We start from the raw sequence: 19,984 nt of genomic DNA on the forward strand, positions 1-19,984 counted from the left end.
ATGTATAATCAAATATTGCTGGCCGTTGACGGCTCAGACCACTCGGAACGCGCAGCAAAAGAAGCGGTCAAACTAGCGTCAGGGTCTGCAGAATCTCAGGTGACAATTGTTTTTGTCGCAGACTATGATAATTCAAAAAATGAAGTGCTGCACAGCGGCAGTTCGATGGAATTGGATTTGAAGCGCAGAAAAAAACTTCAGCCGATCGAAGAAACCTTGGCAGCTGGAGATGTGAAATACAAAGTGGAAGTTCTTCACGGAACACCGGGGCCGACAATTGTTGAATTTGCCAATAAGGAAAAATTCGATATCCTGGTTATCGGCAGCCGCGGGTTGAATGGATTACAGGAAATGGTGTTGGGCAGCGTCAGCCATAAAGTAGTGAAACGTGCAAATTGCCCAGTATTAATTGTGAAATAATAAAAATGAGGAAAGAGCTCTCAATGGGCTCTTTTTTTAATGGAAACATTCCATAACAGGAGAGCATGAGAACAAATCGAAGTATATGGGCTTTGACTGTGGCAATTAAGGTCTGACAGCAAAAAGTTCTGCATACATTCTCGATAATTTGATTTTATAATAAAATAAAAATCTGAAAAGTGAAAAAGGGAGGGGTCCCATTGGAAAAAAACAAAAGTGATCATCATCAGAACGAGCATCACGACATGCCTACGTTTCAAGAAGCAGAGGGTTATTCTGAACCTGAAGAGCATACTCCTCATGAGCACCACGGCCATGGCGACATGGTAGAAGATTTCAAAAAGCGCTTTTTTGTGTCGTTGGTTCTTACCATTCCGATTTTGGCACTGTCTCCAATGATTCAGCACTTCATGGGAGTCGACTGGCGTTTTGAAAACGATTTGTATATTTTATTTGCTTTATCGAGCGTTGTATTTTTCTACGGAGGCTGGCCATTTTTAACCGGGGGCATCAATGAGCTGAAAGACAAAAATCCCGGCATGATGACATTAATCGCTTTGGCCATCACAATTGCTTATAGCTACAGTACATTGGTGGTTTTCGGGTGGGCTGGCAATCAGCTTTACTGGGAACTGGCAACACTTGTCGTCATCATGCTGCTCGGTCATTGGATTGAAATGCGTTCCATAATGGGTGCCTCCAATGCGTTGGAACAGCTGGTGAAACTAATGCCGAGCGAAGCGCACAAATTGGATGAAGACGACCAAGTCCAGGAAGTGCCCTTGTCTCAGATCCGGAACATGGACCGGGTTCTAGTAAAACCGGGCGAAAAAATTCCAGTAGATGGAGTGATCCTGGAGGGAACGTCAACCATCGATGAATCGATGCTGACCGGGGAGTCCGTCCCTGTTGATAAATCAGTCAGCGATGATGTTATCGGAGGATCGGTGAACAAAGAAGGCTCTCTTATTATCAGAGTGGAGAAAACAGGGAAAGAATCCTATCTATCCCAGGTCATCACGATGGTCAAAGAAGCACAGGAATCTAAATCCAAAACTCAGGATCTGACAAATCGTGCAGCCAAATGGCTCTTTTATATAGCGTTGGCGGCAGGGTTTATCACTTTATTCGCTTGGCTGGCATTGGGGTACTCGTTTGATATTGCCATTGAGCGAATGGTTACGGTCATGGTTATTACATGTCCCCATGCCTTAGGTCTGGCGGCGCCATTGGTTGTTGCCGTCTCGACATCCATTTCTGCTAGACAAGGCCTGCTGATCCGGGATCGTGCAAACTTTGAAGGAGCAAGGAATTTAGATGCTGTGGTATTTGATAAAACCGGAACTCTTACAAAAGGCGAGTTTGGGGTCACCGATATCTTCTCTGAAAGCCGCTATGCCAACGAAGAACTGTTGCAGCTGGCAGCGGCTATCGAACAAAATTCGGAACATCCGATTGCGGCAGGCATCGTCGCTTCTGCCAAACATCAAAATGTTTCAATTGGCAGAGTAAGTGATTTCGAATCGATTACCGGCAAAGGCATCCAAGGCACTGTGGATGGACAAAAAGTCAATGTAGTCAGCCCAGGTTATGTGAATAGCAATGACTTAAGCTACAATCACAACCGGTTTAATAAGTTGTCAGAAGAAGGGAAGACAGTCGTCTTCGTTCTCGTGGAAGACCGGCTGGTTGGAATGATTGCCTTGGCGGATATTGTTCGGGATACTGCGAAAGAGGCAGTGGCTGCTTTAAAGGCAAAAGGCATTCAATCGATTATGCTGACAGGAGACAATCGGAAAGTCGCCGATTGGGTAGCCAAACAAGTCGGAATCGATGAAGTTTACGCGGAAGTATTGCCGGATGACAAAGCCAATCACATCATAAAAATCAAAGGCAAAGGCTGGAAAGTGGCGATGACGGGGGATGGAGTCAACGATGCACCGGCGCTAGCAACAGCAGATCTTGGTATCGCAATTGGAGCTGGAACAGACGTAGCGATTGAAACGGCCGACGTGGTGCTTGTGAAAAGCAATCCCAATGATGTTGTCACACTGATTGACCTGTCCAAAAAAACTTACCGAAAGCTGGTCCAGAATTTATGGTGGGCAACAGGCTACAACATTTTTGCCATCCCACTGGCTGCAGGTGTGCTGGCGCCTTGGGGAATTGTCTTGAGCCCGGCAATCGGTGCAGTTTTCATGAGTTTGAGCACAGTTATAGTCGCCATCAACGCAAAACTATTGAAGGTATAAAACCAACAACTTGATGTATGTGAAGCCGATCTTCTGCAGTAAGAGATCGGCTTCGTTTTGCTGTTAAAGTTGTATCTGAAAAGAGATATTTTTTAGCTTTTCATCACTTTCATTTAATGTCTCATATAGGTTTTAAAAAAGGGAAAAGATGGTATTGAAATAATGTTAATATTTTTTAAAAAATAGTACATAATTGACGCGTGTTGGTTTTGTATATGAGAGATGCAGCATAATAATAGGAAAGGAGCTTTAGTGCTGATCAGGCAGTGGAATTGCGTAAAAACAACCTGTGGAAGAAGGTTGATTACATGATCAGGCAAAATCGAACGGATGGCCGCGCCATTATGGCGGGCAATTTCATGCTGGCATGCTTTTTGTTGGGAGGTTGTTTGGAAGTTGAAGGAAATCTTGAGCGCATCCATACTCCAGAAGAAAAGACAGAACAAGATGAGCCGGCAAGCAAATTTGTGAACTTTCAAGAAAAAGAGCAAGTTGAAGAGATTGATATCAGCAGAGCGGAGGAACTGGAAGCTATAAGAAATGAGTTGATAGAAAAATTTCTGTCTCATTTAGAAGAAGAACAATGGCACATGGTGACCCTTAAACTAGAGGATCCAGCTGATGTTGAGGTACCTTCAGCTGATTTTCATGAGCCGCAGATCGCTCATGCCGTTCTGGGAAAACAGGAACACTCTTTGAACTATGCCTGGCTGGAAATTAATGAAATGAACAGCAAGTTCAATGAAGTATGGGAAAAGCATTGGGGAAGGTTTGTTGCTAATCCTGAAGGGGTGAGCAAGCAATCGCTATCTGTCCATCTGGAAAAGATCCAACAGAAGTATGAGTCGCTATTGGACCATATTAGACACGTGGAATTTAAAAGCGTCACAGAGTACGCCCAGCATCTCCATGACTATAAATTATATTTTGAAGGAGCAGTTCTTTACCGCATCGAGGCAGCTCTAATTTTACTGGAGGCATTGGATACCGGAGAGCGTGTGGATGCTTCAGTAGCTGAAGCCGTTGAATCTGCAAAAGAATCTGAAGCATATGCTGCCATGTGCAACGCGGAACTGTTGAGCTATCAGCAGAGTTTTCAATCTGACCGGAGCTGGAATCTTCAATGATCCGTACTTTTTCAAAAAGAAAACGCGTAAAGGAACAGCTGCTCCTTTACGCGTTTTTTATTGGTGCGGCTGCTTTTTTTCAACCGCCAACAGAAAAGGCGGAGAATGCTGTTGATTGATAAATTCGTATTTTAAGACGTCGAAGGATTTTTGCGGCAGTGCAGAAACAAATTTCAAGACCGCATCCCGTTCTTCGCTGCCGCCGTCATGGCCGCTGTAGACGACGACGAGCAGCAAACCTTTAACTTGCAGAAGCTCCAAACATTGTTCAAGAGCCGCCAATGTGCTTTGCGCTTTGGTGATGATGCTGTGGTCGCCTTTAGGCAGATACCCCAGATTGAAAACAGCAGCAGATATCGAAGAGGACACGTATTCCTTAATTTTAGCATGGCTGTCGTGAACAAGTTCAACATGCTGAAATCCGTTGACCCGTTCAGCAGTTGCCCGGATCGCTTCTTCCTGAATATCAAAAGCAAAAACTTTCCCTGACGCACCGGTCAACCCGGCAAGAAAGTGGGTGTCATGGCCATTCCCCGCTGTACCGTCCACTACGGAGTCTCCCGGCGAAATGGCTTGTTCAAGCAAAAACTTTGTATACGGCAAAACACGCTGCAAAGTCATCGAGCCACGCTCCCAGCAGACATTTTCCCTTGCCAGCTTCCGCGGCGTTCCAGTTCGGCATCGATGCCGTTTAAGACGTCCCATTTATTGGCGCTCCACATGGGGCCAATCATCAAGTCAATGGGGCCGTCGCCGGTGATGCGCTGGACTACCATTTCAGGCGGCAGCACTTCAAGTTGATCGGCTACCAAATTGATGTATTCCTGTTTTTCCAGAAACTCGACCATGCCTTTTTCATACTGTTTGACCATCGGTGTGCCTTTCAATAGATGAAGCAAGTGAATTTTAATGCCCTGGACATCAAGCTTGGCCACTTCACGGGCAGTTTCCATCATCATGTCCCGGTCTTCGAGCGGCAAGCCGTTGATGATGTGGGTACAAACACGGATGCCACGCTTACGCAGCTTCGTAACGCCTTCAACATAGCTTTCAAAATCATGGGCTCGGTTGACCAGCAGCGCTGTCCGCTCGTGAACGGTTTGAAGTCCAAGTTCCACCCACAGATAGGTCCGTTCGTTCAGCTCCGCCAAGTAATCGACCACATCGTCTGGCAGGCAGTCGGGGCGTGTCGCAATGCTTAAGCCGATGACGTTTTCCTGCTCAAGCGCTGCTTCAAATTTTTCCTTGATGACCGGCAAGGGAGCATGTGTATTGGTATAAGCCTGGAAATAAGCCATGTATTTCGCGTCTTTCCATTTGCGGTGCATTTTTTCTTTTATTTTGTCGAACTGCTCGGGAATCGGATCGACTCGGTCTCCTGCAAAATCACCGGAACCCGCGACGCTGCAGAAAGTGCAGCCGCCATGTGCGACCGTGCCGTCCCGATTCGGGCAATCAAAGCCTGCGTCCAGTGCAATTTTCATCACCTTAAAGCCAAAATGATCGCGCAAGTGGCGATTCCATGTATAGTAGCGTTTTCCATCAGATGAAAAAGGAAATTCTGTATTCACTCCAAACAACTCCTCTGTTAATAGTGTAGCATGCAGACAAAACTGCCCACAATCCCAGGCAATTCAAACCCTATTTTTTAAGAATATTGCGTTTACATCAATAGTTTGTTTAAATTGAAATGGAAGCGTTTTAGTAATCAATTTTTCAGTTGATAAGGCAGAGGGGGCATAATGGAATGAAACCGATTTACAGTTCTGCAAAAGAAGCAGTTGAACAGATCCAGGACGGCGCTACGATTATGGTAGGCGGGTTCGGATTAGTGGGAATACCTGAGCAATTGATTTTAGCACTGGTTGATAAAGGGGTTACCGATCTGACCGTCATTTCCAATAACTGTGGAGTGGACGAATGGGGATTGGGCTTGTTATTAAAAAATAAACAAATTAAAAAAATGATTGGTTCATACGTAGGCGAAAACAAAGAGTTCGAGCGCCAGGTGCTGTCGGGCGAAATCGAAGTGGAACTGACGCCGCAAGGAACACTTGCTGAAAAAATGCGCGCAGGCGGAGCAGGGATTCCGGCTTTCTTTACACCAGCTGGCGTCGGGACAACTGTAGCGGAAGGCAAAGAAATCCGTGAATTTGATGGCAAAGAGTATGTTCTTGAGCATGCCTTAAAAGCAGACTTTGCACTCGTACGGGCGCATAAGGCAGATAAGATGGGCAATTTGGTGTACAACAAGACGGCACAGAATTTTAATCCGCTTGCTGCTGCCGCTGGCAAAATCACCATTGCTGAAGTGGAAGAAGTCGTGGAGATCGGTGCGATCGATCCGAACCATGTACAAACGCCAAGCATCTACGTTCAAGGCTTGCTTCAAGCAACGCAGGAAAAACGCATCGAACGTCTAACGACGCGCACTGTTTAGGAAGGGTGGAGAAAATCGTGGACAAACAATTAGTGAGAGAACGAATTGCAAGGCGAGCCGAAAAAGAAATTAAAGATGGCGATTACGTCAACCTGGGGATCGGCATGCCGACTTTGGTAGCCAATTTTATTTCCGACAACAAAAGTGTTGTGCTTCAATCAGAAAACGGACTTTTGGGAATTGGACCCTACCCGACAGAAGACCAAGTAGATCCGGACTTGATCAATGCTGGAAAAGAAACCGTCACAACAATTCCTGGGTCTGCATTCTTTACAAGTGCGGAGTCATTTGCGATGATCCGCGGGGGGCACATCGATGTGGCGATTCTTGGCGGCATGGAAGTAGCTGAAAACGGCGACTTGGCAAACTGGATGATCCCAGGGAAAATGATCAAAGGCATGGGCGGTGCAATGGATTTGGTCCATGGCGCTAAAAAAGTCATTGTTATTATGGACCATGTTTCCAAAGACGGTTCGGCCAAAATCAAAAAGCAATGCGACTTGCCGCTGACCGGCAAAGCTGTAGTCAACAAAATCATCACGGAACGTGCTGTCATCGAAGTGACAGATGCGGGACTTGTGCTGACAGAAGTATTCGAGGGTTTTACGGTTCAGGATATTATCGACTCCACCGATGCGCCGTTAAATACGGAAAACGTTAAAGTCTCATAGGCTATTGCCAAAAAACAGCGGTTCGTCTAAAATAGAGTCAATAACCAATGACAGTGAAGAGGACTAGTAGGTTGTGTGTTTTCCACAGAGAGCCGGCGCGTGGTGCAAGCCGGCAAAACGCACAAGTGAACTCGCCTTGGAGTCCGTGTATGTGAAACCAAGTAAGATACACCGTTTTCCGCGTTAAGGAATCAAGTTGAGCGAGCGATCGCTAATTTGGGTGGTACCGCGGGAAAACTCCCGTCCCTTATTTATGAGGGACGGGAGTTTTTATTTTTGAGGAGGAACTGGAAAATGACATTCAAGCACAAGACAGTGGAGAAGAAATGGCAGAAGTATTGGCAAGACAACAAAACGTTCAAAATGGTGGATGATCCATCGAAACCAAAATTCTATGCATTGGATATGTTCCCATATCCATCAGGCGCCGGCCTTCATGTCGGGCATCCGGAAGGCTACACTGCGACGGATATTTTGAGCCGTGTAAAACGCATGCAGGGCTTTAACGTTCTTCATCCGATGGGCTGGGATGCATTTGGTCTTCCGGCAGAGCAGTATGCACTGGATACCGGAAACGATCCGGCAGAATTTACTGCTAAAAACATCGCGACGTTCAAGCGGCAAATTCAGGAACTTGGATTTTCTTATGACTGGGACCGTGAAATAAACACGACAGATCCTTCTTACTATAAATGGACGCAATGGATCTTTATCCAGTTGTATAATAAAGGCCTTGCTTATGTTGACGAAGTGGCCGTTAACTGGTGCCCGGCACTTGGAACAGTTCTGGCAAACGAAGAAGTAATTGACGGCAAATCAGAACGCGGCGGACATCGGGTTGAACGCCGTCCAATGCGCCAATGGGTGCTGCGCATCACTGAGTATGCAGATCGCTTGCTTGAAGATTTGGATGAATTGGATTGGCCGGAAAGCTTGAAAGACATGCAACGCAACTGGATCGGCAAATCGGAAGGGGCGGAACTGGAATTCCAGGTAGCTGATACGGAACATTCCTTCCGTGCATTCACGACACGTCCCGATACGATTTTTGGCGCGACTTATGCAGTCCTTGCTCCTGAGCATAAATTGGTGGCTGGCATCACGACGGCTGAGCAAAAACAGGCTGTTGAAAAATACATTGATGACGTCAAGACGAAAAGTGATTTGGAGCGCACCGATTTGGCGAAAGACAAATCTGGCGTTTTCACGGGTGCCTATGCGACCAATCCAGCAAGCGGCGAAAAAATGCCGATTTGGATTGCTGATTATGTTTTGGCAACTTACGGAACAGGTGCGATCATGGCAGTTCCGGCTCATGACGAACGCGATTACGAATTTGCCAAGCAATTTGAATTGCCGATTGTGGAAGTTGTTTCAGGCGGCAATATTGAAGAAGAAGCATATGCAGGCGACGGCGAATTGATCAATTCTGATTTCCTGAACGGTTTGAACAAGAAAGAAGCCATTGAAAAAGCCATCAACTGGTTGATTGACAAACAAGTCGGCGAAAAGAAAATCACATATCGTTTGCGTGACTGGCTGTTCAGCCGCCAGCGTTACTGGGGCGAGCCGATTCCAATTATCCACTGGGAAGACGGCACGATGACACCGGTCGAAGATAAAGACTTGCCGTTGATGCTGCCGGTAACGACAGACATCAAACCGAGCGGCACAGGCGAATCACCGCTTGCCAATATCGACGAATGGGTCAATATTGTCCATCCTGAAACCGGCATGAAAGGGCGCCGCGAAACCAACACGATGCCGCAATGGGCAGGAAGCTGCTGGTATTACTTGCGCTTTATCGATCCAACCAATGATGAAATGCTGGCTGATCCGGAACTCTTGAAACGCTGGCTGCCGGTTGATGTTTATATCGGTGGTGCAGAACATGCCGTGCTTCATTTATTGTATGCGCGTTTCTGGCATAAAGTGCTTTATGATATCGGTGTGGTATCGACAAAAGAGCCATTCCAGAAGCTGTTCAACCAAGGGATGATTCTGGGTGAAGGCAATGAGAAGATGTCAAAATCAAAAGGCAATGTCGTCAATCCGGACCAAATCATTGAAAGCCACGGAGCAGATACATTGCGCATGTACGAAATGTTCATGGGTCCTTTAGAAGCTTCGATTGCCTGGTCGACAAACGGTTTGGACGGCTCTCGCCGCTTCCTGGACCGCGTCTGGCGCCTATTGATGGATGGCGAGCAAATGAGTCCGAAAGTCACCGGTGCCAACGATGGCAAACTGGAGAAAATTTATCACCAGACGGTTAAGAAAGTGACGGACGATTTTGAAGGGCTGCGCTTCAACACAGCGATTTCACAAATGATGGTGTTCATTAACGAAGGCTACAAAGTCGATTCGATTCCAAAAGAATATGTAGAAGGTTTCGTAAAACTAATGTCGCCAATCGCACCTCACGTGGCAGAAGAGCTATGGGAGAAATTGGGCCATGATGGGTCAGTCGCATATGAAAACTGGCCGCAGTACGACGAGTCGAAACTGGTCGACGATGTCGTGGAAGTTGTGGTGCAAGTGAACGGCAAAGTGAAAACCAAGCTGACTGTTGCTAAAGACAGCACAAAAGAACAATTGGAAGCGGCAGCACTTGCGGACGAACATGTCCAAAAAGCTGCAGATGGCAAACAAGTACGCAAAGTCATCGTCATTCCAGGGAAATTGGTCAATATTGTTGTAGGCTAAAAAGAAAAGCGGATTATAAATAATAAAAAGAGTCAGACTGGAATTCTTCAGTCTGGCTCTTTTTGGTCAATCAATATTAGGCGATATAAGTTGAACTTAAGAATGATCACTATATAAACTGCTCCGAACAGCCTCAAAAGAGTTGATGAACAGAGCGGAATTTGGAAAGCATCATTTTTTCTTGTTTTTATCAAAAGCGCGTCCGATCAGCAAGGCGCCGAAAATGATCAGCAATGGCAGGAAATAGACAAGCAGCAGAATAAAATCGGTTTTGTTGTCCATGGCGCTTAAACTCCGCTTTCTATAGGGCTTTCCTTCGCAAATCTTGCTGCACTTTGGCCAGCGACGTTGCCGGTCACCAGTGCAGAAGTGATATTATAGCCACCTGTATAGCCATGGATATCCAGAATTTCACCGCAGAAATACAAGCCGGGTTTCTTTTTGGAAGCCATCGTTTTCGGCTCAATTTCTTTGATGGAAACCCCGCCGCCTGTGACGAACGCTTTTTCGATCGGCTGTGTACCGTTTACGAACATGGCAAAGGCCGTCAACTGTTGCGCAAATGCACGGACCTTGTCGCTTGGCAGTTCCGCACCGGTTATTTGGGGATTAATGTCTGCGCGATCTAGAAGAAACAGCAGCCACCGCTCCTGGGCGAGACTTTTCCAAACGTTTTTAACCGATTTTTTCGGTTCGTCTTTCATCATTTTATTGAGCAGCTGAAAAGCGGATTCAGCATTTTCATCCGGCAAAGAGTTGATGCGCATTTCAACAGGCGCACCGCCATTTTTTTTCATTTCCTTGACAACGTACTGGCTGCAGCGCAAAACAGCCGGGCCGCTCAATCCGAAATGGGTAAACAGCATATCCATTTGATGCGTCACCAGCACTTTGCCTTTTTTGTTCAGGACCGTCACAGCCGGATCACGCAGCGCCAGTCCCTGAAGTTCCCGGCTGACGATAAACGGTTCTTTCGACAGCAGCGGTACCTCGGTCGGATAGAGGTCAGTGACTGTGTGCCCTGCTTTTTCCGCCCACGGATAGCCGTCCCCGGTAGAACCGGTTTGCGGTACGGCCTTGCCGCCGACTGCTACCACGATTGCTTTAGCTGTGTACTCTTCGCCGGTATGGAGCCGGACACCCGTTATGTGCTCGTCGGTCATCAATAGTTTTTTGACGGGTGAGTCGAGCAGCACCGCAACATTCAGCCGATCCATTTCTTTGAACATGGCTTCCGCCACGTCCTGTGCCCGGTTTGATACCGGGAACATTCGTCCATGGTCTTCTTCCTTTAAAGCAACGCCAAGACCTTCGAAAAAGGAAATGATGTCTTCGTTATTGAATACGGAAAACGGGCTGTGGAGAAATCGGCCGTTCCCTGGAATATGTTTCACAATTTCGTCAAGAGGCAGACGGTTGGTCACGTTGCAGCGGCCACCGCCGGAAATAATTAATTTTTTTCCTAGTTTCTTTCCTTTTTCAATCAGTAAAACCTTTTGGTTGTTGGAAGCTGCGGCAATCGAAGCCATTAAACCGGAGGGACCCCCGCCGATGATTATAACGTCATACATAAAATAAGAACTCGCTTTCGTTTTTCTCTCAGTATACACGATGAGGCGAAACACGTTGAGTAATTTCTTCTATAGGTGTAAACTATCGTGTAGATTGCTTTTATCATGAACAAGTCAGGAAGTGCAAAATGTCGTCATTAATCAAAGGTACAGCCATCTTAACATTGGGTTTGTTTCTATCGAAAATCCTTGGAGTTATTTATATCATCCCGTTCTACAGCATGGTGGGAGAAGACAATATCGGTCTTTATCAATACGCATACATACCGTATAACCTGATGCTGGCGCTGGCCATTTCAGGAGCTCCGATCGCATTCTCGAAATTTACCGCCAAATACAATTCCCTTGGAGATTATGAGACAGGGAGGCGGTTGTTAAAGTCAGGATTGCTGACGATGATGATCACCGGCTTTGTTTCTTTTCTGCTGCTTTACCTCTTTGCCGAACCGCTTGCCCGCATCACCATTTCTGAAGATGAACGGATTTATTCAGTTGGAGATGTCACAGAAGCGATTCGCTGGGTCAGCTTTGCGCTGATTGTCGTACCATTCATGAGTCTTTGGAGAGGATTTTTCCAAGGTTATAATTACATGATGCCGACGGCTGTTTCGCAGCTGGTCGAGCAGATTGTCCGCATCATTTTCCTGTTGGGCGGAGCTTTTGCGGTCATTTATCTATTTGACGGCACACCGAAAACGGCGATTCAATTCGCTGTATTGTCAGCGGCAATCGGAGCGCTCGGCGGAATTGTCACATTAGGCTATTTCTGGAAAAAGAAAAAACCAGAGTACAATCGCCTGTTGGCAAATTCTGTTGAATCCTACGACGTAAAATTACGTGATATGTACAAAGAAATTTTGGTTTATGCGGTTCCGGTCATTTTCCTTGGAATTGCCAATCCTTTGTTCCAATTTGTCGATTTGATGACCTTTAACCGGGCAATGAGTTCCGGCGGCAATGTCTCGGATATCGACTTGCTTGGAATTCTGAACTTGACTGCCCATAAACTGGTGATGATTCCAGTTATGCTGGCCACCGGTTTTTCAATGGCATTGATTCCGCTGATCACCAAACACTTTACGCGCAATGAACATCTTCAAGTGTCACGGACACTCGATCAATCGATACAGGTTATGCTGTTTTTGACATTGCCAGCGGTGATCGGCATGACGATGCTGTCTGATGAGTTGTACCATGTGTTCTACGAAGTCAGTGATGTAGGTTCTGAAATTTTAGCGCATTACTTGCCGGTTGCTATCTTGTTTGCAGCTTTTCCGGTAACGGCTTCAATCCTGCAGGGCATCAACAAACAAAAGTGGATCATTATCAACTTGTCTACCGGACTCCTGTTGAAAGCGATTTTGAACACCCCGCTGATTGAGCGTTTTGAAACAGACGGGGCAATTGCGGCAACGATCATCGGGTATGTGGCAGCTATCGGCATGAACATGCTGGTCATCGTCAAAACCATGAACTACCGTTCGCAGATGGTCGGCAGACGCGTCATCCTGATCGTCATCTTGAACTTGATCATGGCAGGTGCAGTTTACCTTGCTCTTTCAGGATTGGATCTGTTTATTGGCATGGACAATAAATTCCTGTCATTGCTGCGTATTATTCTGGTCGGCGGTGTCGGGGCAATCGTTTACGGTTACCTTGGCTTGAAGACCGGGTTGGCACAGAAGTTGCTGGGCTCGAAAATAACAAGAATTTCCCGGAAATTCGGTTTTTAGGAGTGGCACAATGCGCATAGATAAATTCCTTTCCAATATGGGCTACGGCTCCAGAAAAGAAGTGAAAATCCTGCTGAAGACAAAAGCAGTGGAAGTGAACGGCGAAGTCGTCCGCGATCCAAAAGTGCACGTCGACGAACATGCCGACATCGTGCTGGTGGGTGGGGAAGCTGTTGCCTATACCGAGTTTATCTACTTGCTGATGAATAAACCGCAGGACGTCATTTCAGCAACAGAAGATAAGTACGATCAGACGGTCATCGATCTGCTGGACGAACAAGAGCGGCATTTCGAGCCGTTCCCTGTAGGGCGCTTGGATAAGGATACCGAAGGGTTTCTGTTGCTGACGAATGACGGCAAACTGGCACATGAACTATTGTCGCCCAAAAAGCACGTGGACAAAACGTATTATGCGCTGATTGAGGGGCTAGTTACAGAAGAGGATGGCAAGGCGTTCGAAAAGGGCGTGGAGCTGGACGATGGCTACGTAACGAAACCGGCCATCTTGAACATTCTTGAAAGCGGTCCTGTTTCCAAAATTGAATTGACCATCACCGAAGGCAAGTTCCACCAGGTCAAGCGGATGTTTGAAAGTGTCGGCAAACGGGTGGTTTACTTGAAGCGCTTGTCGATGGGACCGTTAAGCCTTGATCCGGAGCTTGGACTCGGAGAATACCGCCATTTGACGGAAGAGGAAGTAACCAGTTTAAAACAAAGAAAATGACCGCATAGCTGCGGTCATTTTCTTTGTTTAGGAAATCTTTTTAGGACGTCATTTTCACTTTTCGTTGCGTCGTTGTCCATTTGCCTCGAGTTGGGCTGGTCACCAAGTCGTTAAAGGCTAACACATTCAAATCTCTTTGAATGGTGCGAGGAGTGATGCCGAATTCGTCGACAAGATCTTGCGTCGTTACAGTCCCATTTTCGAGAATGTACTTATACATATCTTTTATTCGAATGAGCATGCGATCGGTTGTAGGTTTCATGATAATAGAACCACTCCTTCATCTTTTTTCCCATTGGCAAAGACTAGCGGACGATGTGCTGAGGTTTATACAGCCGGTTAATGATAGATGCCAAAGACAGCCCCTTTTCCTAAAAAGATGTGTCAATCTAACTAGTCTGACAATTTGATTATAGCGGAAAAACATCTCGAATTCTAGGATTTTCCTTTATTTTTACGAAAAAATAACAATAGAAAGACAGAATTTTTTGTGTTAATTACCGTCAAATTCTTTAATTTCCTGAAAAAAGGTGTACAATAGCCATAACAAAAAGGAGTGTGAAACATGGATTGGCTGTTAGAAGCAAAGAAACGCAAGAACACCATGCTGAGTGAATTGCAGGAATTAGTGGCGATTCCCAGCGTATTAAGCGAAGAAACAACGCCAACAGCTCCTTTTGGAAAAGAAGTCAAGCAGGCATTGGATTGGTTTTTGCAAAAAGGAAGAGCACAAGGGTATTCGGTGAAAAACGTTGGAGATGTTGCAGGGCACCTGGAAATCGGGCAGGGTGAAGAGCTGCTCGGCATTTTAGGGCATGTAGATGTTGTGCCGGCAGGTGAAGGTTGGACAAAAGACCCGTTCGGCGGAGAGATTCAGGACGGCCGCCTCTACGGCCGTGGGGCCATCGACGACAAAGGTCCGACTATTGCTGCATGGACCGCGTTGAACATGCTGAAGGATTTGGATATGGAATTCACGAAGCGGGTGCGTCTGATTATCGGTACGGATGAAGAAAGCGGCTTCCGCTGTATGGACCGCTATTTCGAGACAGAAGAAATGCCTGCAGCCGCATTTGCGCCGGATGCAGATTTCCCTATCATCAATGCTGAAAAAGGAATTGCCAGCCTGAATTTTTCAACGTTCTCGATGCATGAGGATGCGATCCTTGAATCGTTTATAGCTGGACATCGGACCAATATGGTGCCCGATAAGGCAACTGCAATTTTAGATGGGCAGCTGGCAGAATGGCAAGAGGATTTTAAAGAATTTTGCTTGAAGCACAAGGTGACCGGTGTCGTGGAGCAGCACAACGCTTCGACTGAATTGACCTTGAATGGCAAGTCGGCTCATGCGATGGAACCGGAAAACGGCATTAATGCCGGAGTTCTGCTGGCATTGTTCTTGAAAGACCGTTTAGAAGGCGATGGCCAAAAGTTTGTGGAATTTGTCGCCGATACGTTCTACCAGGATTCACGGGGACGCAAACTGGGCCTTGATTTCGCAGATGATCAATCCGGAGAAACAACGTTCAATGCCGGAATTATTCGTTTCGAGAAAAAGAAAACCGCTATGATTACTGTCAGCATGCGTTATTCTGTAAGTTACCCATTCAAAGAAAAGATGGCTGCCTATCAGTTGAAGGATTTCGTACTGGACATTGCGTCCAATTCTCCTCCTCATTATGTGGACGAAAACGATCCGTTCATCAAAACGCTGCAAAGCGCATATGAAACGCAGACCGGCAACAAAGCAGATTTACTTGCGATTGGTGGAGGCACCTATGCGCGCGTATTGGATAAAGGTGTAGCATTCGGAATGCTGTTTCCTGGCGAACCGGATGTTGCGCATCAAGCGGATGAATTTGTCGACATCGACAATTTAATTAAAGCGACTGCGATTTACGCAGAAGCGATTTATCAATTGGCTTGCAAAAAATGAGGAAAGAGGGAATGGATATGGATTTGATATTGCACAATGGAGAGTTTATTCGTGAAGAAGACTTGGTGATTTCGAAGGAAGATCGCGGCTACCAGTTTGGGGACGGGATTTATGAAGTGATTCGTGTATATGACGGCAATTTGTTTACGGCTAAAGAACATATCGACCGTTTTTATGAGAGCGCGGATAAAATCAAAATCGTCATTCCTCATACAAAAGACGTGTTCCATAAAATGATGTATGATTTTGTTGAAATGAATAATATCAACAATGGCCAAGTTTATGTTCAGATCACACGCGGTGCTGCAGAACGCCAGCATCAGTTCCCGACTCAGGCGGAGCCCGTCATTACAGGCAACACCAAATCAGTAGAGCGTCCGGTCGCAAGCATGAAGTCAGGAGTAAAAGCCAAGTTTATCGAGGATATCCGCTGGCTTCGCTGCGACATCAAGAGCTTGAACTTGCTCGGCAACGTGCTGGCAAAACAGGAAGCTACCGAAGAAGGCTTTTTCGAAGCCATTCTGCATCGTGGTGAAACCGTAACAGAAGGCTGTTCATCAAATATGTACGGCATTAAAAACGGCACTCTTTATACTCATCCGGCCAATAACCTCATTTTGAACGGCATCACGAGAAGAGTTATTCTGGAGCTGTGCAAAGAGCTGGACATTCCAGTAGAGGAAACAGCCTTTACAAAAACACAGGCACTCGAAATGGATGAATTTTTCATGTCTTCAACGACTACAGAAGTAATGCCTGTTATTGAGATTGGCAGCCAAAAAATCGGACAGGGCGTACCGGGGGAATTGACCCGCAAACTGCAGTCCGCTTTTGAAGCACGAATTGGGGTAGGCGTGAAATCATAATCTCAGAAGGTTCAAAAGAAAAGTGATTGGCTCCGGCCAATCACTATTTTTTTGTGTCTGCGCACATGGTAAACTGAAACCAGGTGATGACAATGAAGCCACATTATTTTATTGGGATAAAGATTCCCTCTGCAATTTCGGAAAAACTGGATGAAGAGCGCCGCTCATGGAATATGCAAAGCCATAAAAGGCAAACACCTCCACAGGACATGCACATCACGCTGCTGTTTATCGGAGAAGATGTATACGATGAAATCGGCCGGGCTGAAAAATTGCTGTCCAGTATCAAGCAACCGCCGTTCAGCTTGGCAGTTGATGGCATAAAGGCGTTCGGAAACCCCTCAACACCCCGTATCATTTATGCTTCGCTGGAAAACAGCGAAGAGCTGCAGGGGCTTCAGCGGCAGGTACTGGAGTCTCTTGAACCGCTGCAGATCCGGCCAGACCCGAAAGAATTTATCCCCCACATTACATTGGCCAGCAAATGGGCTGGCGGTGCTCCTGGCGAACCGCAGTTTTCGATCGGCAAGATGCAATTCGAAGTAACGGAGTTCTCACTGTTCCAAATTGCGCCAAAGGAAAATCCTCGTTATCGAAAGATAGCGAATTATGTGTTGGAAAAAGATGTTGAATAGCAAAAGACGGTAGGCGAGTGCTTATGAAAATAGTATTTATCATCAATCCCGTAGCGGGCAACGGCAGAGCGTTAAAAAAATGGCACCGTTTTGTTAAAACTGTCAACTTTCCGTTCGAACAGGTCACGACGCGCTTTTCGGGCCATGCTGCTGAAATTGCGGCTGGCTACCGGGAACGGCAGGAATCTGCCTTGTTGATCGGATTTGGCGGAGATGGCACGTTGCGTGAAATTGTCGCCGGCGCGACCGGTGCCAAAGAGCTGATTGTCGGCTCCGTAGCAGCAGGGTCCGGCAATGATTTCACAAGAGCTTATGGCACATTCAAGGACGCACGGGCAATTGAAAAATTTCTTTTAAATCCTGTATATCGTAGAGAAGACTTGGCGCAACTTATTGATGGCGCCGGTTTTCAGTTTGTCAGCAGCTCAGGGATCGGCTTTGACGCAGAGATCACCATCGCCGTCAACCGGTCAGCCAGTAAGAAAAAACTGAATCAACTGGGCATTGGCAAACTGGTCTATGTTCTGTATGTCGTCAGGACGTTTTTGAAGTTCGAAAAATTCACTTTGTCCGTGGAAGTCGATGGCAAGTGGATCACTTACAGCGATGTCTGGTTGGCCACGGTCAGCAATCAGCCCTATTTTGGAGGAGGCATGCGAATTTCCCCTGCATCAATAACAGACGATGGATTGCTTGAATTGACGGTCGTCCACCAAATTTCACGTTTGAAACTATTGCTGGTTTTTGGTACGGTATTCAGCGGAGCACATACACGTTTTAAAGAGGTCAGCCAGATGAGCAGCACGGAATTCAGGCTATCGACTGACAAGCCGGTTTGCCGGCATATCGATGGTGATGATGCCGGTATGAGCCTTCCAAACGAAATGGTCGTTTATTCGGTCAGCCAGTATGATTGGAAATCAATATACTAAAGGAATAGAAAGAGGATGAAACATGAGATCACGTTTTAAACCATGGGCAGCAGATTTAATCGATACGCATCCGGAAATTGTAATTCCGGACCCAGAGCAGAAAAAAGGTAAATGGCAGGAAGTCTTCGGCAATAAACACCCGCTCCACATCGAAGCAGGAACCGGCAAAGGCCGTTTTATCATTGGAATGGCAAAAGCCAATCCGCATATCAATTACATCGGAATCGAGCTTTTCGACAGTGTGATTGTAACGGCACTGGAAACTGTGTTGGAAGAAGAGCACGGCATACCTAACCTGCGGCTTTTGAAAGTCAATGCCAAAAAAATTGCCGAATATTTCGACAAAGGCGAAGTGGACAGGCTATACCTGAACTTCTCGGATCCGTGGCCAAAAAAGCGCCACGCCAAGCGCCGTTTGACGCACGAATCTTTCTTGGAGCTTTATGAAGCGGTATTGCCGGAAAATGGAGAAGTTCATTTCAAAACCGATAACCGCAAACTCTTTGAATATTCGCTTACGAGCATTTCTGAGTATGGTATGTTATTGAAAGAGGTCTCATTGGATCTTCATGACAATGAACCCGAATGGAACATCATGACCGAATACGAAGAGAAATTTTCGAAAAAAGGCCAGCCGATTTACCGGATGGAAGCACAGTTTTCAGTTAGCTGATCATGACAAGGGGGAAAAGGGAATGCAGAAATTTCAATTTCACGACATGGTTTTAACCTGGCTTGATGGGGGAACGACTTTTCTGGATGGCGGCACGATGTTTGGAGTAGTGCCAAAAGTCATTTGGTCAAAGCGTTATCCGGCCAATGAAAAAAATCAAATCGAATTGCCGACACATCCGATATTAGTTCAATTTGAAGGGCACAATATCTTGATCGACAGTGGGTTGGGCGATGGCAAATTGACAGATCGCCAACTGCGTAATTTAGGGGTTTCCGAACAGTCGCGGGTTGAAAAGGATTTGGCGGAGCTCGATTTGACCGTTGAAGATATTGATACAATTCTGATGACCCACCTTCACGGAGACCATGCAGCCGGTTTGACAAAATGGCAAGGCGACGAGCTGGTATCGGTATTTCCGAATGCAAAAATTCATGTATCCGCAGTCGAATGGAATGAAATGCAGCATCCGAATATCCGGTCACGCAACACATACTGGAAAGAAAATTGGGAACCGATTGTCGGACAAGTCGAAACTTTTGAAGGCGAGAAAATTTTGTTTGATGCTATTACGCTAATCCATACCGGCGGCCATTCGGATGGCCATAGTGTCATCAAATTGGCCAGCGGCAATGAAACCATACTGCATATGGCAGACATTATGCCAACACATGCTCACCAGAACCCATTATGGGTATTGGCATTTGACGATTATCCGATGGACTCCATCTACGCAAAAGAAAAGCTGATGAAGGAAGCTCTGGAAAATGGCTATTACTTTAGTTTTTACCATGACGCTTACTACCGCATCCTAAAGTGGAGTGCAGATGGCAAAGAAATTGTTGAGTCGCTTGTACACAAGGAAAAAATGGTGTAAAAAAAAGGAGCCGAGGGGCTCCTTTTTTTTACACCTGTTTTACTTCAATGACTGCGCCAGTGAAGGCATCAGCCAAAAATTCAAATTGCTGAAGTTCGTCTTCCTTGTGGCGAGTGATGCCGCCTTTATAAACCTCAGTCGATAAGGCGTGCTGCTTGTATGGCTCGGTTTTCATGAAAATCCAAGAGCCATCAATGGGACCTTCTTCTTTAAATGCAGATTTAACTTCTTTTAGTACGTCGTCTGCCGGGTATAGTTTTTCCTTGCGATCATACAATTCTTTTACCAAATAAGTTGCTGCTACACCGGTAGCAAATCCAATAAGCAAATCACGATTATTCACTAAAATCCCTCCTCTAATTACTGGATAAATTGTACCATAAATATTTTGAAGGGCGAAATGATAGCATTAAAGATG

Annotated in this window: 19 protein-coding genes and 1 other annotated feature; of the genes, 14 read left to right on the forward strand and 5 right to left on the reverse strand. The window is 46.1% G+C overall.

What is annotated here, in order from left to right; translation table 11 throughout:
• The 3 genes from QOZ98_RS16255 to QOZ98_RS16265 all read left to right on the forward strand — a co-directional run bounded on the left by QOZ98_RS16255 (window position 1) and on the right by QOZ98_RS16265 (window position 3,799).
• Window positions 1-420 carry a universal stress protein gene (locus QOZ98_RS16255; RefSeq protein WP_308788374.1) on the forward strand — a complete coding sequence of 140 codons (420 nt, stop codon included), beginning with the start codon at window positions 1-3 and terminating at the stop codon, window positions 418-420.
• A gap of 245 nt (window positions 421-665) precedes the next feature.
• Window positions 666-2,672, forward strand: a complete 2,007-nt coding sequence (locus QOZ98_RS16260; protein WP_308788476.1) for a heavy metal translocating P-type ATPase — start codon at window positions 666-668, stop codon at window positions 2,670-2,672.
• Between the two features lie 308 nt (window positions 2,673-2,980).
• Window positions 2,981-3,799, forward strand: a complete 819-nt coding sequence (locus QOZ98_RS16265) for a hypothetical protein (RefSeq protein ID WP_308788375.1) — start codon at window positions 2,981-2,983, stop codon at window positions 3,797-3,799.
• Between the two features lie 57 nt (window positions 3,800-3,856).
• On the opposite strand, the gene QOZ98_RS16270 is transcribed toward QOZ98_RS16265, so the two are convergent.
• Both QOZ98_RS16270 and QOZ98_RS16275 read right to left on the reverse strand, forming a co-directional pair.
• Window positions 3,857-4,420, reverse strand: a complete 564-nt coding sequence (locus tag QOZ98_RS16270; RefSeq protein WP_308788376.1) for a class I SAM-dependent methyltransferase — start codon at window positions 4,418-4,420, stop codon at window positions 3,857-3,859.
• Window positions 4,417-5,370 carry a TIGR01212 family radical SAM protein gene (locus tag QOZ98_RS16275; protein WP_308788377.1) on the reverse strand — a complete coding sequence of 318 codons (954 nt, stop codon included), beginning with the start codon at window positions 5,368-5,370 and terminating at the stop codon, window positions 4,417-4,419. Before QOZ98_RS16275 ends, QOZ98_RS16270 begins: the two co-directional genes overlap by 4 nt.
• Before the next feature lie 176 nt (window positions 5,371-5,546).
• Here QOZ98_RS16275 and QOZ98_RS16280 point away from each other — a divergent pair, with 176 nt between their 5' ends.
• The 3 genes from QOZ98_RS16280 (at window position 5,547) to leuS (ending at window position 9,616) form a co-directional block, all read left to right on the forward strand.
• Window positions 5,547-6,239 carry a CoA transferase subunit A gene (locus QOZ98_RS16280; protein ID WP_308788378.1) on the forward strand — a complete coding sequence of 231 codons (693 nt, stop codon included), beginning with the start codon at window positions 5,547-5,549 and terminating at the stop codon, window positions 6,237-6,239.
• 17 nt (window positions 6,240-6,256) lie between these two features.
• Window positions 6,257-6,910 (forward strand): 3-oxoacid CoA-transferase subunit B, encoded by a 654-nt coding sequence (locus QOZ98_RS16285; protein ID WP_142829453.1) that lies wholly within the window; start codon window positions 6,257-6,259, stop codon window positions 6,908-6,910.
• A gap of 44 nt (window positions 6,911-6,954) precedes the next feature.
• Window positions 6,955-7,161 (forward strand) — a binding site (T-box leader).
• 43 nt (window positions 7,162-7,204) lie between these two features.
• Window positions 7,205-9,616: a leucine--tRNA ligase gene (gene leuS / locus QOZ98_RS16290; protein WP_308788379.1), complete on the forward strand. Its 2,412-nt coding sequence runs from the start codon at window positions 7,205-7,207 to the stop codon at window positions 9,614-9,616.
• A 287-nt stretch (window positions 9,617-9,903) separates the two neighbouring features.
• Here leuS and QOZ98_RS16295 read toward each other — a convergent pair whose 3' ends face one another.
• Complete coding sequence (locus tag QOZ98_RS16295; protein ID WP_308788380.1) at window positions 9,904-11,187, reverse strand: BaiN/RdsA family NAD(P)/FAD-dependent oxidoreductase; 1,284 nt, start codon at window positions 11,185-11,187, stop codon at window positions 9,904-9,906.
• Between the two features lie 128 nt (window positions 11,188-11,315).
• Here QOZ98_RS16295 and QOZ98_RS16300 point away from each other — a divergent pair, with 128 nt between their 5' ends.
• Together QOZ98_RS16300 and QOZ98_RS16305 are read left to right on the forward strand one after the other, a co-directional pair.
• Entirely contained in the window at window positions 11,316-12,920 is a 1,605-nt protein-coding gene (locus tag QOZ98_RS16300; protein ID WP_142829447.1) for a putative polysaccharide biosynthesis protein, read from the forward strand.
• 10 nt (window positions 12,921-12,930) lie between these two features.
• Window positions 12,931-13,644 carry a pseudouridine synthase gene (locus tag QOZ98_RS16305; RefSeq protein ID WP_308788381.1) on the forward strand — a complete coding sequence of 238 codons (714 nt, stop codon included), beginning with the start codon at window positions 12,931-12,933 and terminating at the stop codon, window positions 13,642-13,644.
• Window positions 13,645-13,684: 40 nt separating this feature from the next.
• On the opposite strand, the gene QOZ98_RS16310 is transcribed toward QOZ98_RS16305, so the two are convergent.
• Window positions 13,685-13,906 (reverse strand): DeoR family transcriptional regulator, encoded by a 222-nt coding sequence (locus QOZ98_RS16310; RefSeq protein WP_142829443.1) that lies wholly within the window; start codon window positions 13,904-13,906, stop codon window positions 13,685-13,687.
• Between the two features lie 303 nt (window positions 13,907-14,209).
• Between QOZ98_RS16310 and pepV the strand changes: the two genes are divergently transcribed.
• The 6 genes from pepV (at window position 14,210) to QOZ98_RS16340 (ending at window position 19,566) form a co-directional block, all read left to right on the forward strand.
• Window positions 14,210-15,583 carry a dipeptidase PepV gene (pepV, locus tag QOZ98_RS16315; RefSeq protein ID WP_142829441.1) on the forward strand — a complete coding sequence of 458 codons (1,374 nt, stop codon included), beginning with the start codon at window positions 14,210-14,212 and terminating at the stop codon, window positions 15,581-15,583.
• Window positions 15,584-15,600: 17 nt separating this feature from the next.
• Window positions 15,601-16,449: a D-amino-acid transaminase gene (gene dat, locus QOZ98_RS16320; protein ID WP_308788382.1), complete on the forward strand. Its 849-nt coding sequence runs from the start codon at window positions 15,601-15,603 to the stop codon at window positions 16,447-16,449.
• Between the two features lie 92 nt (window positions 16,450-16,541).
• A complete protein-coding gene (gene thpR / locus QOZ98_RS16325) occupies window positions 16,542-17,084 on the forward strand; it encodes an RNA 2',3'-cyclic phosphodiesterase (RefSeq protein WP_308788383.1) in 543 nt (180 codons plus the stop codon).
• Between the two features lie 23 nt (window positions 17,085-17,107).
• Window positions 17,108-18,016, forward strand: a complete 909-nt coding sequence (locus QOZ98_RS16330) for a diacylglycerol/lipid kinase family protein (RefSeq protein ID WP_308788384.1) — start codon at window positions 17,108-17,110, stop codon at window positions 18,014-18,016.
• 22 nt (window positions 18,017-18,038) lie between these two features.
• Window positions 18,039-18,689: a tRNA (guanosine(46)-N7)-methyltransferase TrmB gene (gene trmB, locus QOZ98_RS16335; RefSeq protein WP_308788385.1), complete on the forward strand. Its 651-nt coding sequence runs from the start codon at window positions 18,039-18,041 to the stop codon at window positions 18,687-18,689.
• A gap of 22 nt (window positions 18,690-18,711) precedes the next feature.
• Window positions 18,712-19,566: a YtnP family quorum-quenching lactonase gene (locus QOZ98_RS16340; RefSeq protein ID WP_308788386.1), complete on the forward strand. Its 855-nt coding sequence runs from the start codon at window positions 18,712-18,714 to the stop codon at window positions 19,564-19,566.
• Between the two features lie 28 nt (window positions 19,567-19,594).
• Here QOZ98_RS16340 and QOZ98_RS16345 read toward each other — a convergent pair whose 3' ends face one another.
• The gene (locus QOZ98_RS16345; protein ID WP_308788387.1) at window positions 19,595-19,909 is read right to left on the reverse strand and encodes a PepSY domain-containing protein; all 315 of its coding nucleotides are present in this window, start codon (window positions 19,907-19,909) and stop codon (window positions 19,595-19,597) included.
• Window positions 19,910-19,984: the final 75 nt, after the last annotated feature.

Origin of the sequence: Planomicrobium stackebrandtii, from assembly GCF_030814955.1 — a bacterium.
GTDB lineage: Bacteria > Bacillota > Bacilli > Bacillales_A > Planococcaceae > Planococcus > Planococcus stackebrandtii.

What these genes read in the sequence shown, in the direction of transcription:
- QOZ98_RS16255 (WP_308788374.1), top strand. Translation starts at nt 1, where the DNA reads ATGTATAATCAAATATTGCTGGCCGTTGACGGCTCAGACCACTCGGAA.
- QOZ98_RS16260 (WP_308788476.1), top strand. Translation starts at nt 666, where the DNA reads ATGCCTACGTTTCAAGAAGCAGAGGGTTATTCTGAACCTGAAGAGCAT.
- QOZ98_RS16265 (WP_308788375.1), top strand. Translation starts at nt 2,981, where the DNA reads ATGATCAGGCAAAATCGAACGGATGGCCGCGCCATTATGGCGGGCAAT.
- QOZ98_RS16270 (WP_308788376.1), bottom strand. Translation starts at nt 4,420, where the DNA reads ATGACTTTGCAGCGTGTTTTGCCGTATACAAAGTTTTTGCTTGAACAA.
- QOZ98_RS16280 (WP_308788378.1), top strand. Translation starts at nt 5,547, where the DNA reads ATGAAACCGATTTACAGTTCTGCAAAAGAAGCAGTTGAACAGATCCAG.
- leuS (WP_308788379.1), top strand. Translation starts at nt 7,205, where the DNA reads ATGACATTCAAGCACAAGACAGTGGAGAAGAAATGGCAGAAGTATTGG.
- QOZ98_RS16295 (WP_308788380.1), bottom strand. Translation starts at nt 11,187, where the DNA reads ATGTATGACGTTATAATCATCGGCGGGGGTCCCTCCGGTTTAATGGCT.
- QOZ98_RS16300 (WP_142829447.1), top strand. Translation starts at nt 11,316, where the DNA reads ATGTCGTCATTAATCAAAGGTACAGCCATCTTAACATTGGGTTTGTTT.
- QOZ98_RS16305 (WP_308788381.1), top strand. Translation starts at nt 12,931, where the DNA reads ATGCGCATAGATAAATTCCTTTCCAATATGGGCTACGGCTCCAGAAAA.
- QOZ98_RS16310 (WP_142829443.1), bottom strand. Translation starts at nt 13,906, where the DNA reads ATGAAACCTACAACCGATCGCATGCTCATTCGAATAAAAGATATGTAT.
- pepV (WP_142829441.1), top strand. Translation starts at nt 14,210, where the DNA reads ATGGATTGGCTGTTAGAAGCAAAGAAACGCAAGAACACCATGCTGAGT.
- dat (WP_308788382.1), top strand. Translation starts at nt 15,601, where the DNA reads ATGGATTTGATATTGCACAATGGAGAGTTTATTCGTGAAGAAGACTTG.
- thpR (WP_308788383.1), top strand. Translation starts at nt 16,542, where the DNA reads ATGAAGCCACATTATTTTATTGGGATAAAGATTCCCTCTGCAATTTCG.
- QOZ98_RS16330 (WP_308788384.1), top strand. Translation starts at nt 17,108, where the DNA reads ATGAAAATAGTATTTATCATCAATCCCGTAGCGGGCAACGGCAGAGCG.
- trmB (WP_308788385.1), top strand. Translation starts at nt 18,039, where the DNA reads ATGAGATCACGTTTTAAACCATGGGCAGCAGATTTAATCGATACGCAT.
- QOZ98_RS16340 (WP_308788386.1), top strand. Translation starts at nt 18,712, where the DNA reads ATGCAGAAATTTCAATTTCACGACATGGTTTTAACCTGGCTTGATGGG.